This window comes from Stenotrophomonas sp. STEN013, from assembly GCF_056760355.1.
Genome location: NZ_JBRREO010000004.1, coordinates 366,848 through 383,279, shown reverse-complemented (window position 1 = coordinate 383,279; position 16,432 = coordinate 366,848). Strand labels below are relative to the sequence as shown.

Annotated in this window: 12 protein-coding genes; 3 read left to right on the top strand and 9 right to left on the bottom strand. The window is 67.0% G+C overall.

All coding sequences use genetic code 11. The features are described from left to right. Positions 1-140: 140 nt before the first annotated feature. A complete protein-coding gene (locus ACVOMH_RS11320) occupies positions 141-1,574 on the top strand; it encodes an amino acid permease (protein ID WP_057506186.1) in 1,434 nt (477 codons plus the stop codon). 200 nt (positions 1,575-1,774) lie between these two features. Here ACVOMH_RS11320 and ACVOMH_RS11315 read toward each other — a convergent pair whose 3' ends face one another. Together ACVOMH_RS11315 and ACVOMH_RS11310 are read right to left on the bottom strand one after the other, a co-directional pair. Beyond that, positions 1,775-3,016: a dipeptidase gene (locus tag ACVOMH_RS11315; RefSeq protein WP_481552011.1), complete on the bottom strand. Its 1,242-nt coding sequence runs from the start codon at positions 3,014-3,016 to the stop codon at positions 1,775-1,777. 286 nt (positions 3,017-3,302) lie between these two features. Beyond that, a complete protein-coding gene (locus tag ACVOMH_RS11310; protein WP_054659570.1) occupies positions 3,303-4,472 on the bottom strand; it encodes a class I SAM-dependent rRNA methyltransferase in 1,170 nt (389 codons plus the stop codon). Between the two features lie 280 nt (positions 4,473-4,752). Here ACVOMH_RS11310 and ACVOMH_RS11305 point away from each other — a divergent pair, with 280 nt between their 5' ends. Together ACVOMH_RS11305 and ACVOMH_RS11300 are read left to right on the top strand one after the other, a co-directional pair. Then, positions 4,753-5,709, top strand: a complete 957-nt coding sequence (locus tag ACVOMH_RS11305) for a TerC family protein (RefSeq protein WP_054659568.1) — start codon at positions 4,753-4,755, stop codon at positions 5,707-5,709. 97 nt (positions 5,710-5,806) lie between these two features. Further along, positions 5,807-6,598 carry a rhomboid family intramembrane serine protease gene (locus ACVOMH_RS11300; RefSeq protein ID WP_481552010.1) on the top strand — a complete coding sequence of 264 codons (792 nt, stop codon included), beginning with the start codon at positions 5,807-5,809 and terminating at the stop codon, positions 6,596-6,598. Positions 6,599-6,633: 35 nt separating this feature from the next. Here the strand turns inward: ACVOMH_RS11300 and ACVOMH_RS11295 are convergent, their stop codons facing one another. From ACVOMH_RS11295 to rnpA, 7 genes are all read right to left on the bottom strand, one after another. Continuing rightward, positions 6,634-7,704: a glycerophosphodiester phosphodiesterase gene (locus ACVOMH_RS11295; protein ID WP_481552036.1), complete on the bottom strand. Its 1,071-nt coding sequence runs from the start codon at positions 7,702-7,704 to the stop codon at positions 6,634-6,636. Between the two features lie 131 nt (positions 7,705-7,835). Next, the gene (locus ACVOMH_RS11290; protein WP_481552009.1) at positions 7,836-9,449 is read right to left on the bottom strand and encodes an ABC-F family ATP-binding cassette domain-containing protein; all 1,614 of its coding nucleotides are present in this window, start codon (positions 9,447-9,449) and stop codon (positions 7,836-7,838) included. Between the two features lie 217 nt (positions 9,450-9,666). Then, entirely contained in the window at positions 9,667-10,059 is a 393-nt protein-coding gene (locus ACVOMH_RS11285; RefSeq protein ID WP_481552008.1) for a VOC family protein, read from the bottom strand. A 45-nt stretch (positions 10,060-10,104) separates the two neighbouring features. Then, positions 10,105-11,454, bottom strand: coding sequence for a tRNA uridine-5-carboxymethylaminomethyl(34) synthesis GTPase MnmE (mnmE, locus tag ACVOMH_RS11280; RefSeq protein WP_481522367.1), 1,350 nt, complete (start codon positions 11,452-11,454; stop codon positions 10,105-10,107). 3 nt (positions 11,455-11,457) lie between these two features. Further along, the gene (locus ACVOMH_RS11275) at positions 11,458-14,145 is read right to left on the bottom strand and encodes a polysaccharide deacetylase family protein (RefSeq protein ID WP_481552007.1); all 2,688 of its coding nucleotides are present in this window, start codon (positions 14,143-14,145) and stop codon (positions 11,458-11,460) included. Between the two features lie 88 nt (positions 14,146-14,233). Continuing rightward, complete coding sequence (gene yidC, locus ACVOMH_RS11270) at positions 14,234-15,940, bottom strand: membrane protein insertase YidC (protein WP_481552006.1); 1,707 nt, start codon at positions 15,938-15,940, stop codon at positions 14,234-14,236. Next, positions 15,940-16,431 (bottom strand): ribonuclease P protein component, encoded by a 492-nt coding sequence (rnpA, locus tag ACVOMH_RS11265; RefSeq protein ID WP_481522709.1) that lies wholly within the window; start codon positions 16,429-16,431, stop codon positions 15,940-15,942. Before rnpA ends, yidC begins: the two co-directional genes overlap by 1 nt. Position 16,432: the final 1 nt, after the last annotated feature.

The window sequence follows — 16,432 nt, the reverse complement described above, 5'->3', positions numbered from 1 at the left end:
TGTTTTTTTGTGCCGGTTCCGTCACCTGACCGCGCCCTGGACGTACAACCCCGTGGATCGGCGGGTTTTTCTGGCTTTGCTGCACTGCGTTCGCCCACACTCGCCCCCTTTCCCGAATCACCACGAACCGTGAGGTCCGCATGCAGTCCTGGCTCCGGCGCAAATCCATCGACCAGCTCACCGAACACGAGGAAGGCCGCCGGCTGATTCCCTCGCTGAGTTGGCCCCATCTGATCGCGTTGGGCATTGGCGCCATCGTCGGCACCGGTATCTACACGCTGATCGGCGTGGGCGCCGACAAGGCCGGCCCGGCGGTGCTGCTGTCGTTCATCATCGCCGGGGTGATCTGCGCCTGCGCGGCGCTGGCCTATGCCGAGCTGTCGACGATGATGCCGGCCGCCGGCAGCGCCTACACCTACAGCTACAGCGCGCTGGGCGAGACCATCGCCTGGGTGGTGGGCTGGAGCCTGATCCTGGAGTACTCGCTGGTGGTCAGCACCGTGGCGGTGGGCTGGTCGGGCTACTTCGTCGGCTTCCTGGAATGGCTGCACAGCTCCTTCGGCTGGAACGTGGTGCTGCCGCAGGCGCTGGCCGCCGGCCCGCACGTGGAAGGCGGCTTCCTCAACGTCCCGGCGATCGTGATCACCTTCCTGGTGGCCGGCATGCTGATGGCCGGTACCAAGGAAAGCGCCACGCTCAACGCGGTACTGGTGGTGCTCAAGCTGATCGCGCTGGCGGTGTTCGTGGCCGTGGCGCTGCCGGCGTTCAACGTCGAGAACCTGCAGCCGTTCATGCCCTACGGCTTCCCCAAGTCGCTCGGCCCGGACGGCGTCGAACGCGGGGTGATGGCGGCGGCGGCGATCATCTTCTTCGCCTTCTACGGCTTCGATGCGATCTCCACCGCGGCCGAGGAAACCAAGAATCCCAGGCGCGACCTGTCCATCGGCATCATCGGCTCGATGGTCGGCTGCACCATCATCTACCTGCTGGTGGCGCTGGCCGCGGTCGGGGCGATGAGCTACACCGTGTTCGGCAAGAGCGCCGAGCCGCTGGCGCTGATCATGCGCGAACTGGGCCACGGCACCGCCGCGCTGGTGATCGGCATCGTCGCCATCATCGCCCTGCCGACCGTGCTGCTGGCGTTCTTCTACGGCCAGAGCCGGATCTTCTTCGTGATGTCGCGTGACGGCCTGCTGCCGCGCAGTCTGTCGCTGGTGAACAAGCGTACCGGCACCCCGGTCACCATCACCCTGTTCACCGCGGTGCTGGTGGCCGCGCTGGCCGGTGTGGCGCGCCTGGACGAGATCGCCGCGCTGGCCAATGCCGGCACCCTGGCCGCGTTCACCGCGGTGGGGCTGTGCCTGCTGGTGCTACGCCGGCGCGAGCCGGGCCGCGAGCGCAAGTTCCGTGCGCCGCTGGCGTGGCTCATCGGCCCGGTCGCGATCGCCGGCTGCGTCTACCTGTTCTTCAGCCTGCCCACCCGCACCCAGCTGTGGTTCCTGGCGTGGAACGCAATCGGCCTGGTGGTCTATGCGCTGTACAGCCGCCGCAATGCGGTGCTGGGCAAGCAGTAATCCACAGCCTGTTTGTGGATAAATAGAAAGGCGGGCCATTGGCCCGCCTTTTTTGTTGTCGCGACCTGGCCGCGGGAACCGATATCCCCATGCCGCTGTGGATAACCGCAGCCGCGACCGAAGCCCTGCACAGCGCGCGACCGGACCGGCAGCGGTCTTGTCCACCGCCGGTTGTGAATAACCCCCGCCGTGCCCGCGGCTCAGGGTGTGGCGTGCGGGGCCGCATACTCCTGCGCCTGGCGCATCACCCGCAGCACGTTGCCGCTCCAGATGTTGGCGATCTGCGCCTCGCTCAGGCCCCGGCGCTGCATCCAGGCGGTGATCTTGGGCAGGTCGGCGGCGTCTTCCATGCCGGTCACGCCGCCACCGCCGTCCCAGTCCATGCCGATGCCGACATGGTCCGGGCCGACCACGTCCAGCATGTGGCCAAAGTGCGCGAAGAAATCCTCCAGCGTGGCTTTGCGCTGTGGATATTTCTGGTCGAGCTCGGCCATCGCCTTGCGCAGTTCCACGCCCTTGGCCATGGTCATGTGCTCCCAGCCGCCCAGGCGCTTTTCCAGTTCTTCCTCGGCCTGCTTGCGCTCGGCGCTCTTGGCTTCATCGATCAAGTAACCGCCGTAGGCATTGGCCTGGATCACCCCGCCCTTTGCGGCCAGCTGACGCAGGCGCGCGTCATCGAGATTGCGCGGGTGGTGGTAGATCGCCTTGGCCGAGCTGTGCGAGAGGATGAACGGCACCGGCATCATCGCGATCAGGTCATCGAACACCGCATCGGAGGCGTGCGACTGGTCGATCACGATGCCCAGCTTCACCGCCTCGTTGATCAGCGCCTTGCCGGCCGGGCTCAGGCCCTTCCACTCGGCGCCCTTGGGATCGGTGGCCGAATCGGCGAACTCGTTGTTGGCAAAATGCACCGTGGACAGCAGGCGCAGGCCGGCCTTGTGGTAGTAGCTGAGCAAGCTGGGGTCGGCCACCAGCGGGCTGGCGTTTTCCATGCTGATATAGACCACGCGCTTGCCGGCAGCCTTGATCTTCGCCGCATCATCGGCGCTCAACGCCAGCTGGAACGTGTCCGGATTGGCGGCCAGCATTTCGTGGATCTGCAACATCCGCTGCAGGCCGTGGTCGCGCTCGGCCAGGTGCGCAGCGCGGCTGCGGTCGCCCTGGTCGGTATAGATGGCGAAGAAACCGCCATCGAGCGCCCCCACGACCATGCGCGGGTAGTCCACCTGCGACAGCGCGTTGTGGTCATGGCGCCGCATGATGTTGAAATCGGCCCGGGCGAAGTTGGCCGGGGTGTCCAGATGCGAATCCAGGGTCAGCAGCGTGCGCTGCAAGGTGCTGGCCTTGGCCAGTTCGGCGGCGCTGAACTCCACGGCCGACGCCGCCAGCGGAACGCACAGCGACAGGGATACCAGCAGGGACAGCGGACGCAGCATCATCAGGCCTCACCTTCGACGGAAAGGCCCGACCATAGCGCCGCAGGGCCGCCGCCGGCCAGTGACGGACGGCATGCCTGGCGCCGGCCTGCAGGCACCCGCCGTCGGGAAAGCACGCCGCCTGTCGCCCTATCGCACCGTAGACCGACCCCGCGATGTGGCCACGGCCGCGACTTTGCCGGTCAACAGGGAATTTCATCCACAAGCGGGTGGGGATAACAAAAAGGCGAGCCGAGGGCCCGCCTTTTCGGCTGTGGCCGCTGCCACGGGCAACGGCCGTGCTGCGGCGTCAGTCCAGCACGCGGCAGAACACCGCCTTGAGGTAACGCGATTCCTGCACGTGGGCCATGAACGGATGGTCCGGGCCGGCACCGGCCACCTTCAGGATCTGGATGGTGCGACCGGAGAAGTACGAGGCGCGGCGCAGCATGTCCAGGAACTCCTGCTCGCCGACCAGGCCGGTGCAGGAGAACGTGGCGAACAGGCCGCCGGGCTTGACCACGCCCAGCGCCAGCTTGTTCATGTCCAGGTACTTCTTCAGCGCGGTGATCACCTGGTCACGGTCGCGGGTCATCTTGGCCGGGTCTAGGATCACCACGTCGTACTGGTCGCCGCGGTTGGCCGCATCACGCAGCCACGGGAAGATATCGGCCTGCACGAACCGGGGCTTGGCGTTGTTCAACCGCGCATTGCCCTTGGCGATCTGGATCACGTCCTGGTCGATGTCCACGCCCAGCACTTCACTGGCGCCACGGGCGGCGGCATACACCGCGAAGCCGCCGGTGTTGCAGCACAGGTCCAGCACCGACTTGCCTTCCACCTGCTGGCTCAGCCACTGCCGGTTCTCGCGCTGGTCGGCGAAGAAACCGGTCTTGTGCGCGCCGGCCGGGTCGGCGCGGAACTTGATGCCGTACTCGGTGATCACCGCCGGTTCGGTGGTGGTGTTGCCGTGGAAATCGAAGCTTTCCTGCTTCTGCACGTGCTCGTCGGCGAAGCTGTGGAAACGGCAGCCCGGGAACTGCTCGCGCAGCGCCTCGTAGATCCACTCGCGGTGGCGGAACATGCCGGCGGCGAAGAACTCGACCACGATCAGGTCGTCATAGCGGTCCACCACCAGCCCGGACAGACCATCGCCTTCGCTGTGGACAACCCGCCAGGCGTTGGTGGTGTCATCGAGCTTGAGCACGTCCCGGCGCAGCGACACGGCCGCGGCGATCTTGCGCGCGAACCAGGCCTGATCCACCGCCACGTCCGGATGGGTTTCCAGGATGCGCACGGCGATGCGCGAGTGGCCGTTGTAGAAACCACGACCGATCCACTCCCCGTCCACGCCGACCACGTCGACGATGGTGCCCGACTTGGGCTTTACGGCAGGCTTTTCGACCAGCTTCTGGAAAATCCACGGGTGGCTGGAGCGCCACGCGTTCTTCAGGCGTACGACGGGAAGTGGGGTATTCATGGCGCTATTGTAGCCGCGCACCGGCCCCTGCCCGTCACGTATTCATTGACTGCAACGCCTGCAGGCCGCAGTATCTGGTGCAGAAGGGGAGTAGCTCCCAGACGTTGTCGCCGTCAGTTCGAGCCGCAAGGTTCCGGTGCAACGGCAGTTCCAATCACCGGAACTGTGAGCAAGACCTTCGCCGCATTGGCGAAGCTCTGTCCCGGTCTCCCTTCGATTCCGCGTCCAGCTCTTGGCCTGTGTGGTCCAAAGAACCCTCTTATGACCGGAATTTTCCATGATCCAGACAATCGGTAATCCCTGGCTGTGGGGCGGCTTCATCGCCGTCGTCATCGCCGCCCTGCTGATCGACCTGGTGCTGATGCGCCACGGCGGTCCGCACAAGGTCACGTTCAAAGAAGCCCTGCTGTGGTCGCTGGGCTGGGTGGCGCTGGCCTTGGCCTTCAACGCCGGCCTCTGGTACTACCTGAACGAAACCGCCGGTGCGGCGGTGGCCAATGAAGTGGGCCTGCAGTTCCTGACCGGCTACCTGATCGAAAAAGCCCTGGCGGTGGATAACATCTTCGTGTTCCTGCTGATCATGGGCTACTTCGCGGTACCCGAGACGGCGCGGCAACGCGTATTGATCATCGGCATCCTGGGTGCCATCGCGCTCCGTACGGTGATGATCTTCGCCGGCACCGTGCTGGTGAACCAGTTCCACTGGCTGCTGTACGTGTTCGGCGCGTTCCTGCTGTTCACCGGCTGGAAGATGTGGTTCGCCGCCGGCCAGGAACCCAGCCTGGATGACAACCCGGTGCTGAAGTTCATGCGCAAGCACCTGCGCATCACCCACGAGTACAACGGCAACCGGCTGATGGCCGAGAAGAACGGCGTGCGCTGGTTCACCCCGATGTTCGTGGTACTGATCCTGATCGCGGTGACCGACGTGATCTTCGCGGTGGACTCGATCCCGGCGATCTTCGCCATCACCACCGACCCGTTCATCGTGCTGACCTCCAACGTGTTCGCGGTGCTGGGCCTGCGCGCGATGTTCTTCCTGCTGGCCGGCATGGCCGACCGCTTCCACCTGCTGCCGTACGGGCTGGCGGTGATCCTGGCCTTCATCGGTACCAAGATGCTGCTGATCGACATCTTCAAGATCCCGGTGCCGGTGTCGCTGGGCGTGGTCGCCGCGATCCTGGTCACCACGGTGATCCTGAGCCTGAAGATCCCGGCCAAGCACAAGCACGGCTGATCCGCCTTGCCGGCGGCGGGATTGTCCCGTCGCTGGCACACCGGTTCCCACCCGCGGCGCCCTTGCAATCGGCGGGGCTGCCGCAAGGTCTGAGGTCATGGATACGCCTACCGCGCCTGACGCCGGCCACAACCCGGCCACCCACGACCGCCGCCGCGTGCTGCGCGCTTTCAACCTGAGCCTGGGTTTCGTGCTGCTGCTGGTGGTGATGTTCACCGTGCAGCGCAGTGGCTGGGACTGGCGGCCGTGGTCGGTCGCCCCGCTGGACAGCCATGGCCTGCTGGGCCTGCTTGGCGCGCCGCTGCTGCACGGCTCGATCGAGCACCTGGGCGCCAATGCGGTGGCCCTGCTGATCCTGGGCACGCTGGCCGGCAGCGTTTATCCACAGGCCACCGTGCGCGCGCTGCCGCTGCTGTGGGCAGGTTCCGGGCTGGGCGCTTGGCTGCTGGGCGATATCGGCAGCCACCATCTGGGCGCCAGCGGCGTCACCCACGGCCTGATGTTCCTGGTGTTCGTGCTGGGCCTGTTGCGCCGCGACCGCCCGGCCATTGCCGCCAGCCTGATCGGCTTTTTGTTCTACGGCAGCATGCTGATCACCATCCTGCCACACGAGCCGGGGGTATCCTGGCAATCCCATATGGGCGGCGCCGCGGCCGGGGTGATCGCCGCGCTGCTGTTCCGCAACGCCGACCCGCGCGCACCGCGCAAGCGCTACAGCTGGGAGGACGAGGAAGAAGAAGCCCTGGCCGAGGACGCTTTGCTCGACCACGAACTGGAACAGCGCGCGCCGCACGACGTGCCGGTGTTGTGGCAGCCGCGCCAGGGCCGCGACTACGAGGTGGTGGTGCCGTTGCGCCGCCGCGATCCGGACCAGCCTCCACGCGAGTGAGCCCCGCGCCGCCGCGCCGAGGCCGGCCGGTTGGGTTACGGCGAGGCAGGTGCCACGCCGTCGCCATCGACCGCGCGCCGGCCCAGTGCCGGATCGTCGGTGAACAGCGCATCGACACCCGCCTGCAGGTAGCCACGCATCTCCGCCACCGCGCCATCGGGATTGCGCGCGTTGGCGTCACCGGCGCGCAACGCCGGCGGCAGGAACGGGTTCTCCGGGCGGAAACTGTAGGCCACCACCTGCAAACCGGCCGCATGCGCATCGGCAATCAGCGCCGTGGGAGCACCCGGCCGCCCCTGGTCATCCCATGGCCGCAGCGCGCGCCGCTCCACGCCAATGGCCTCGGCGTACTGGGCGATTTCCCGCAATCCCTCCGCGGTACCCATCTGTGCATAAGTCAGTGTGCCTCCGGCCAGTGCGATATCGGCCGGCTGCTGCCCGGGCGCGCCGATCAGCTGCAGCAGGCGGATGTTGGAGGCATCTCCCAGCTGCGCGCGCAGCGCGCGCAGGTTGGCCACCTCAAAGGACTGGATCAGCACCGGCGCGACGTTGGTATAGGAATCGGCGCGCAACGCGGTGAGCAGTTTCTCCTCCATCGGCAGGCCGATTCCGCGGAAATAGCTGCCGTGCTTGATCTCCGGCACCAGCCCGATGCCGCGGTTCGCCCGCGCGGCCTGCTGGACCAGGAAGGCGATGATCTCCTCCAGCGTGGCGATCCGGAACTGGTCATCGAACGCGGTGCCACGGATCTGCGGCAGGCGCTCGCGCACGTACAGGGTCTTGAGCTCGGCGGCGGTGAAGTCCTCGCTGAACCAGCCTTCCACCCTCTGCCCGTCGATCCACTTGACGGTGCGGCGATCGGCGAACTCCGGCCGCGTGGCGACATCGGTGGTGCTGCCGATCTCGTTCTCATGCCGTGCCACCAGCACCCCGTCGCGGGTCATCACCAGATCCGGTTCGATGTAGTCCGCGCCATCGGCGATAGCCTGTGCATAACTGGCCAGGGTGTGTTCGGGCAGCAGGGCGCTGGCGCCGCGATGCGCATAGACATGGGCGTGTGGATAAGCCGGAGCGGCAGCGGTTTCCATCGCCCAGCAGCATGCCATGCCCGCCACCACTGTCATCACCCTCGACCACCTGGACACCGTTGCTCCTGTGGGCGCCACAATGCGCCCTGATCTGGAAAGGCGCGCAGTATCGTCGCGCTGGATGACATGCATAAGAACGGCGGGCCGGCTCAGCACGCCGACCAGCGCCAGCCATCGGCATTGGCCTGCAGCCGTGCGCTGATGCCGATGGCCTGCAGCAGGGCCTCATCGTGCGAGACCACCACCAGGGTGCCGTGGTACTGGCGCAGCACGGTTTCCAGTGCTGTCAGCGCTTCCAGATCGAGGTGATTGCCCGGCTCATCGAGCAGCAGCAGCCGCGCAGGGGGATCGGCATAGAGCGCGCAGGCCAGCGCCGCGATCAGCCGCTGCCCGCCGCTGAGCTGCGCGGCAGGCAATCGCAGCTGCCGGGCATCCAGCCCCAGCAGGGCCAGACGGCTGCGCAACTCAGCCTCGTCCAGCAGCGGGTTGCAGGCCTGCAGCGCCGCCAGCGCGGTGCGACCGGGCGGCAGCACCTGCAGCTGCTGATCCAGCAGCGCCAGCGGTACCGATATCTGCACGTTGCCGTGCAACGGCGCCAGCTGCCCGGCGAGCACCTTCAACAAGGTCGATTTGCCCGCGCCATTGCAGCCACTGATCGCCAGCCGCTCGCCGCGACGCAGTGCGAAATCCAGATCGCGTAGCGGCGCGGCCACATACGGCAGCTGCACCTGCTTAAAACGGGCGACCCACGGCGGCGCGGCGGCGTCGACGACCGGCGCCAGCAGCACCGGCGCAGCCTGCTCGTCCAGCGCGCGCGCCTGCTGCAGGTTGTCCTGCAGCTGCTGCTGACGCAGTTGCAACTGCTGGTGTGCCTTGCCGGCGCTGGCCTGGGCGCGCTGGCGCTGCCCGCCAAGCAGGATCGGCGCCTGATTGGCACTGGCCGCGGCCCGGCTTCCGCGCGCGCGGCGTTGCTCCAGCCGTTGCCGTTGCTGCTGCAGCGCCTGCTCGCCCTTGCGCTGTTCCTGCTGGCGTTGCTGCTGCAGCGCCCGGGTTGCGGCCCGTTCGGCTGTGCGGGCCTGTGCATAACTATCATGGTTGCCGCCGTAGCTGCGCAGCCCCTGCGCCGACAGTTCCAGCACCCGTTCCACACCGTGCAGCAGCGGGCGGTCGTGACTGACCAGCAGCACCCCCTTGCCACGCGCCTGCAGCTGCCGGGCCAGCCATTGCCGGCCAGCGCGGTCCAGGTGATTGCTCGGCTCATCGAGGATCAGCAGTGCGGCCGGTTGCAACAATGCGCCAGCCAACGCCACCCGCATGCGCTGACCGCCGCTGAGCGTATCCACCGGGGTATCGGCATCCACGCCTTCCAGCCCGGCCTGCGCCAAGGCGTGCTGCAAGGTCTCGCGCAGGCTCCACTGCTCGCCCACCCGCTCGAAATCGCCCGGATCGATGCTGCCCTGTTCGATCCGGCGCAGCGCCTGCAGGACGTTATCCACAGCCGCCAGTTCGGCGACGCGCTGTCCGGGGGCGGGCTGGATCTGCTGCGGCAGGTAGTGCACCTGGCCGATACGCCGGATCTGCCCGGTGCTGGGCATCCGCTGCCCTGCCAGCAGTTGCGCCAGTACGGATTTGCCCACGCCGTTGCGCCCGACCAGCGCGGTCGGCCGGGCATCGAGGTGAAGGCTGAGATCGGAGAAAAGGCAGCGCCCATCGGGCGCGTGCCAACTGACGCCATCAAGCGTCACGGATACAGAAGGGGTCATGCAGGTTTCCATCGATGCCCGAAGCACCCGGCCGCCAGCGGCAGCAGGGACGGAAAGGGACCGTCATCACGACGGGGGCATCAATGGCGCATTGGACTGGCTCCGGCACACGGGGGATCCCGTAACAGCCCACAGGCTAGCGGCCTGCCGCCGAACCTGCCAGTAACAGCGCAGCACCCACCGGCACTGCGCCACCGGAATCAGCAGCGGCGGTGTTTCACCCCGTGGAGGCCGCCGGGCGACCGGCGGCACACAGCTTGTTCCCGGCCGGATCCCGCAGATAGGCCAGATACAGCGGCCCGAACGGTGTCTGCCGCAGGCCCGGCGGATCTTCAATGCTGGTACCGCCATGATCGACGCCCGCGGCATGCCACGCGTCCACGTCTCCGGGGCTGCCACAGGTGAAACCGATGGTGCCGCCATTGGCAGGCGTTGCCGGCTCGCCGTTGCGCGGATGCCCCACGATCAGCAGCGCGCCCTGATGGCGGTAGACCACGTTGCCCTTGGGGTCGATGAAACCGGGCTTTGCGCCGAGTGCGGCCAGCACAGCGTCATAGAACCGCCTGGAGGCGGTGATGTCATTGGCACCCACCACGATGTGCGAAAACATGTGTTGCTCCTGCCGATTGTGCGGCGCGGACCATCGCCGCCGCGGTTATTTGCCGATACAGAAACTGGAGAAGATCTTCCCCAGCAGGTCGTCGGCGGTCATCCGGCCGGTGATCTCGCCGAGGGCATCGTGCGCCAGCCGCAGTTCCTCGGCCGCCAGTTCCAGCTGATCAAAGCGCAACTGCTCAGCGGCGATCTCCAGATGCTCGGCCGCCCGCGCGATCGCCTCGACATGGCGCAGGCGCGCGGAGAACTCGCCCTGCTGGCCCTCGCCCGCGCCCTCGCTGGCGATCTCGCGCAGGCGCGCGTGCAGCTGTTCCAGGCCCTGGCCACTGGCCGCCGACAGCGCGATGCGGTCGGCGCCCAGCTCCTGCGGCCATTGCGGCAGCAGATCGCACTTGTTGTGGATCCACAGCTGGCGCGCCGCCTGTGTGGCGGCATCGCCAATGGCCAGGCGCCCCGCTTCGGGGTCACGGGCATCCAGCACCACGATGGCCAGATCCGCGCGCTGCATTTCCGCACGGGCGCGGCGCATGCCTTCGCGTTCGATGGCATCGCCGCCTTCGCGCAGACCGGCGGTGTCTACCAGTTCCAGCTCCAGCCCGTCGATGCGGATGGTCTCGCGCAGGGTGTCGCGGGTGGTGCCGGCGATATCGGTGACGATGGCCCGCTCGCTGCCGGCCAGCGCATTGAGCAGCGAACTCTTGCCGGCGTTAGGCGGGCCGATCAGCACCGCATGCAGGCCATCACGCAACTTGCGGCCGCGCTCGGCATCGAGACGCAGCTGGCCCAGCAGCGCGCGCGCCTGTTCCACGCCGGCCCGCACCTGCGCACCGCCCAGCGTATCGAGCGGTTCATCGGCGAAATCGATCGCCGCCTCCACATGGATGCGCAGCCGCACCAGCTGCTCGGCCACCTCGTCCACGCGTTGCGAGAACACGCCGTCGAGCGACCGGCGCGCGGCCCGCGCGGCGCGCACATCACCGGCGGCAATCAGATCGGCAATCGCCTCGGCCTGGGCCAGGTCGAGTTTGCCGTTGAGGAATGCCCGCTCGCTGAATTCACCGGCGCGGGCCTGGCGCGCGCCCAGTTCGATGCAGCGCGCCAGCAACTGGCGCAGCACCACCGGGCTGCCATGGCCCTGCAGCTCCACCACATCCTCGCCGGTGAAACTGCGCGGACCGGGGAAATACAGCGCGATGCCATCGTCGATCACCTCCCCGGCCGCATCGCGGAATCTGGCGTAATGCGCATGCCGCGGCTTGAGCGGTGGACACCCCAGGGCAGCGGCGAGGCGCAGCGACAGCGGGCCGGAGATGCGCAGCATGCCGACACCACCGGCGGCGGCGCCGCTGGCAATGGCGACAATGGTCTGACCGGTGGACAGTTCATTCATGGCTTACAGCTTCTGCAGTTGGGCGCGGGCCTGGGCGGCGCTGCCGCCGGTGGGCTGCAGCTCCAGATAGGTGGTGTAGGCCTGCCGGGCCCTGGCGGTGTCGCCCAGATGGAAATAGGCATCGCCCAGGTTCAGATAGGCCACTGCCCGCGAGGGATCGATCTTCAGTGTGTTCTCCAGCCAGCGCGCCGCCTCGGCGTAGCGCTGCTGGCGGTAGTAGACGAAGCCCAGGTTGTTGGCCGCCAGCGCGAAGTCCGGGCGCAGTTTCAGCGCTTCGGTGAACTGCGCAACCGCCTCGTCGTAGCGCTTTTCGCGGTACAGCTGCAGGCCGCGATCATTGGCCTGCTGTGCGCGCTGACGCTCGGACAATGGCACCGCCGCCGGCACTTGCAGCGTGCTGCGTCCCCCTTGCAGATCGGCCACTGTCACCGGGGCCTTGGCGTCGCCGCCGGGCCTGGTTTCCTGCACGGCTTCCACGCGACTGTTGAGCGCGATCGCATCGGCCGAGAGCTGGCGCGTGTCGGCGGTCAGGAATTCCTGGCTGTCGGGTACCTGGAACACGAATTCGCCGCCCTGCGAACCCGGCAGGCTGCCGAAGGCCGGGGTCTGCTTTGACACTGCCGACACCGCCGGCGCCACATACGCGGCCAGCTCGGTCCCGGTGATCAGACCATCACCATTGAGGTCGCCCTTGCCGCCCAGCGCCTGCAGCAGCACCCAGGTGAACACCGAATGCCCGTTCGGGCCGCTGTCGGCCACCTGCTGGTCGGCACCACCGGCGGTGAGCATCTGCCGCGCGCTGCGGCGGGCGTTCTCGCGCAGGAACGTCGAGGAACTGCCACCGCCCCGGGTCAGCCCCAGCCCGCTGTAGCAGGCGTCCATCACGAACAGCACGTGCTTGGCCTGCAGGCTCTCGGCGATGTTCTGGATGTCGGTCATCGCAATGGCATCGGTGGCGAACTCGTTGGGATCCGAATCCACCGGGATGATGTAGCCCAGGTCGCGACCGGAGGCGAGCTGGCGGGTGGCGCCATGGCCGGCGAAGAACACGAACACACGGTCGTTCTTGCCGGTGCGGTCATCGGCCAGACGATCATGGAAGGCGGCCAGGATGTTGTTGCGCGTGGCCTGCTGGTTCTTCAGCACGATCACCTGCGACGACGGGAAACCGAACTGCCCGGTCAACGTATCGGCGATGGATTGCGCATCGCGCCCGGCGTATTCGAGCTTCGGCCACTTGGCGTACTCATCGATGCCGATGACGATCGCCCAGGATTTTCCGTAGCCGGTGGTGACGGTGGCATCGCTGCTGGCGCCCGTGCGCGCGCGGCTGACGGTGAAATCCCGGCCGTTCCAGCCGGCGAACTGGTAACCGTCGGCGATCAACCGGTCCAGGATCTGCGGCAATGCCTTGACCGCGCGGTCGTGGATGTCATGGAACAGGATGATGCCCTTCTGCTCCTTGTGCACCTGCTCGAGCACGCGCTGCACGATCGACTCGGGCACCGGATCGGCCCAGTCCATCGAATCGATGTTCCACATGATCGACTTCAGCCCGGCTTCGCCCAGCAGCTGCAGGCCTTCGGCGTTGCGCGCGCCATAGGGGAAGCGGAACAGCGGCGCGCGCCGGCTATCCACCCCCTTGAGCAGGGTATCGGTGGCCAGCACCTGCTCGCGCAGCGCATCACCACTGGTGCGCGAGAGCTGCGCGTGGGTCAGGCTGTGGTTGCCCACCGCATACCCCTGTTCCATCAGGTTGCGGCTGATACCGGCCATCGGTCCCAGCGCGACGCTGCCATCGGCCTGCACCGTGCCCAGGTTGCGGCCCACCTCGAAGAACACGCCGGGCACGTCGTAGCGCTTGAGGATGGCGACCACCTCCTCGGTGTAGGCCTTGTGCGGACCGTCATCGAAGGTGAGCACCACGGTCTTGGCCGGCAGGTCGCGGCCGAAAATCTCGCGTTCGCTGTCGCGCATCGACATCGGGTACGGCTCGATCACGCCGTAGTCGCGCAGGATCGCCTCACGGCTGTACTGCTTGCGCAGGTGGGCGATGTAGTCCTCCCACTTCTCACGCTTCAGGTCGATGGCGCGGGTGCGCTCGAAGCGGCTGAAGATGCGGGTGATTTCCTGGTTGTAGTTGCGCTCGATCGCATCGAGTGCCTCCAGGTCCTCGCCGATACGCTGGTGCAGCTTCACCGCCGGCAGCGAGGAATCGGCACCGACGCGCACCTGCAGCTCGCGCAACACTTCGCGAAAAGCCAGGCGATCGGCATCAAACAGCTCCGGCGCCGATTCGATGTAATCGAGCACCGCCGACAGCGTGGCGACACGTTGTGGACTGGCCCCGCGCAGCAGGCGGTCGAACTGGGTGGCGATGGCCTCGCGCTGCGCCAGCCCGTCATGGAACAGCTGCTGGCCGATGCGGCTGGAGGTACTGCGATCCGCCGCCGACTGCTGCGCCTCGTCGGCCAGCAGCACGATGATGCGGCGATGGCCCTCGAGCTGTCCGCGCAGTGCCGCCAGCAGCGGCGCCGCCGCCGCCGGCCCGGTGACTGCATCGGCAGGGACCGCAGCGGCGGTTGCCGCCGGGTTCTCGGCCTCGCTCCGATCAGTGCAACCGCTGAGGCTGGAGGCGGCCAACACCAGTGAAAGCAGCAGCAGACGGGATCGCGAAGGCACGCAGGGCATGGGCAAACTCGGGAAAAAGGAGACTGAACGCGGCTGCCGGCGATTCTAGCGCCGCATGCGAAAAGCCCGCCTTGCGGCGGGCTTTTGGTTACTTGGCTTCGATGACCTTGCTCGGCGTGTCTTCGCCGTGCTTTTTGATCATCCACCACTGCTGGGCCAGGCTCAGGCCGCCGTTGACCACCCAGTACAGCACCAGACCGGATGGCATGAAGGCCATCATCACGCCGAACACCAGCGGCATGAACTGCATCATCTTCTGCTGCATCGGGTCCATGCCCACGGCCGGGGTCAGCTTCTGCGTGAACCACATCACCGCCACGTTGATCACCGGCAGAATGAAGTACGGGTCACGCGCGGTCAGGTCCTGGATCCAGCCGAACCACGGTGCCTGGCGCAGCTCCACCGATTCGACCAGCACCCAGTACAGCGCGAAGAAGATCGGCATCTGGATCAGCAGCGGTAGGCAGCCGCCCAGCGGATTGATCTTCTCCTTCTTGTACAGCTCCATCATGGCGACCTGGAACTTCTGCTTGTCGTCGCCGTAGCGTTCCTTGAGCTGGGCGATGCGCGGCTGGAACTTGCGCATCTTGGCCTGCGACTTGAACTGCGCGTTGGCCAGCGGGAACAGCGCCAGCTTCAGCAGGATCACCAGACCGACAATCGCCCAGCCCCAGTTGCCGACCAGTTTGTGCACCTGGTTGAGCACCCAGAACAGGCCCTGGCCGATCACCGCCATCAGCGAGAAACGGCTGTAGTCGACCACGCGGTCCAGACCCTTCACGTCTTCCTTGGCGATCTGGTTGACCAGCTTCGGGCCCACCCACAGGCGCGCCTCGGTGCTGACCTTCTGCCCCGGGGCCACGCTGAAGCCCGGACCGCGCGCTTCGATCACATGGCGCGGGCCGTTCTGCGAGAGCAGGTACAGCGCCGACTGGTCGGCCTGCGGAATCCACGCGGTGAAGAAGTGGTGCTGCAGCATCGCCAGCCAGCCGCCGGTGATGGTCTGGTTGACGTTGCCGTCGTCCAGATAGTCGGAGAAGGCGCGGCGCTGGTAGCCATCGGCGGCGCTGTACCAGGTGGCACCGTTGAAGCTGAACGAATCCGGGTTGGTCATGCCCTTGCTGATCACCGGCGGCACGCGGTCGAGCTTGCGGAACACATAGCCCTGCCACGGCGCGGTGCCGGCATTGACCACTTCATCCTTCACGCCGATGGCGTAGTCGCCACGCTTGAAGGTGTAGGTGCGGTGGATGCTGACGCCATTGGGGCCATTCCAGACGAACGGCACCTGGACGCTGTCCTGGCCTTCGGCCAGCACCACCTCGGTGACCGGTTGTGCCGGCTGGAACCCGTTGGCACCGGGCACCGGCGAGCCGCCCTGACCGGCCCAGCCGGCGGTGGCACTGTACGGATGGGCGGCGTCTTCGGTCAGCAACTGCACCGGCGGGCTGCCGGCAGCCTTGGTCTGCGGGAACTGCAGCAGATCGGCATCGAGCACGCTGCGGCCGTCGAGCACCAGCTTGAGCACGTCGGTGGTGACCGTCACCCGCGGTGCGGTGGTGGCTGCCTCCATAGCGGCTACCGGCGCGGCACCGGTCTGGCCGGGCACGGTGGCCTGCGGCACATTGCCGGCCGGCGGTAGGGCCAGATCGACATCATTGGCGTGGGGTACAGCCGGCTGGGTCGCGGCCACGGTTGCCGGATCCGGCGCCGCCTTTTCCCGACCCCATTCCATCCACAGCAGCACGGCCACCATCAGCCAGGCGAAAATCAGGAATACACGGGTCTGGTTCATCAGCAGGCAGGCTCGGCTCGACCGGAAGCAGCTTCCGGCGCGTTCAAAGGAAAGGGTCCAACACCCTCGCGCGGCGGCATTGTGCCGCTCACGCCAGCAGGGGGCAATGCGCCAGCACGGCGCAGCAGGCGCTCGAACGCCTCGTGGATCTGTTGGTTGCTGGCGGTCTTGGCCGCCGCACGGGCCACTATCACATAGTCGCCACCGGCCAGACACGACCGGAGATGGCGTGTTGCATTGCGCAACACACGCTTGATACGGTTACGACCGACCGCACGCGTGTCGACCTTCCGTGACACTGCAAGTCCCAGCCGGGCGGGGGTATCCCCGTTCAGCCAGTGGAGTGTCATCAGCGGGTCGGACACACGGCGGGCGCCGTTGAAGACCGATGTATATTCGGCACGCGTACGAACCCGCGCAGAGCGAGGAAATCGCTTGCGCGGGAAGGCACTGCTCACGATCGGAGTTGCATTTGCCGCATCACGCGGCAAC

Bases quoted from the DNA above. Each gene is read 5' to 3' on its own strand.
- ACVOMH_RS11320 (WP_057506186.1), top strand. From the start codon at position 141: ATGCAGTCCTGGCTCCGGCGCAAATCCATCGACCAGCTCACCGAACAC.
- ACVOMH_RS11315 (WP_481552011.1), bottom strand. From the start codon at position 3,016: ATGATGCTGCGTCCGCTGTCCCTGCTGGTATCCCTGTCGCTGTGCGTT.
- ACVOMH_RS11310 (WP_054659570.1), bottom strand. From the start codon at position 4,472: ATGAATACCCCACTTCCCGTCGTACGCCTGAAGAACGCGTGGCGCTCC.
- ACVOMH_RS11300 (WP_481552010.1), top strand. From the start codon at position 5,807: ATGGATACGCCTACCGCGCCTGACGCCGGCCACAACCCGGCCACCCAC.
- ACVOMH_RS11295 (WP_481552036.1), bottom strand. From the start codon at position 7,704: ATGGCATGCTGCTGGGCGATGGAAACCGCTGCCGCTCCGGCTTATCCA.
- ACVOMH_RS11290 (WP_481552009.1), bottom strand. From the start codon at position 9,449: ATGACCCCTTCTGTATCCGTGACGCTTGATGGCGTCAGTTGGCACGCG.
- ACVOMH_RS11285 (WP_481552008.1), bottom strand. From the start codon at position 10,059: ATGTTTTCGCACATCGTGGTGGGTGCCAATGACATCACCGCCTCCAGG.
- mnmE (WP_481522367.1), bottom strand. From the start codon at position 11,454: ATGAATGAACTGTCCACCGGTCAGACCATTGTCGCCATTGCCAGCGGC.
- ACVOMH_RS11275 (WP_481552007.1), bottom strand. From the start codon at position 14,145: ATGCCCTGCGTGCCTTCGCGATCCCGTCTGCTGCTGCTTTCACTGGTG.
- yidC (WP_481552006.1), bottom strand. From the start codon at position 15,940: ATGAACCAGACCCGTGTATTCCTGATTTTCGCCTGGCTGATGGTGGCC.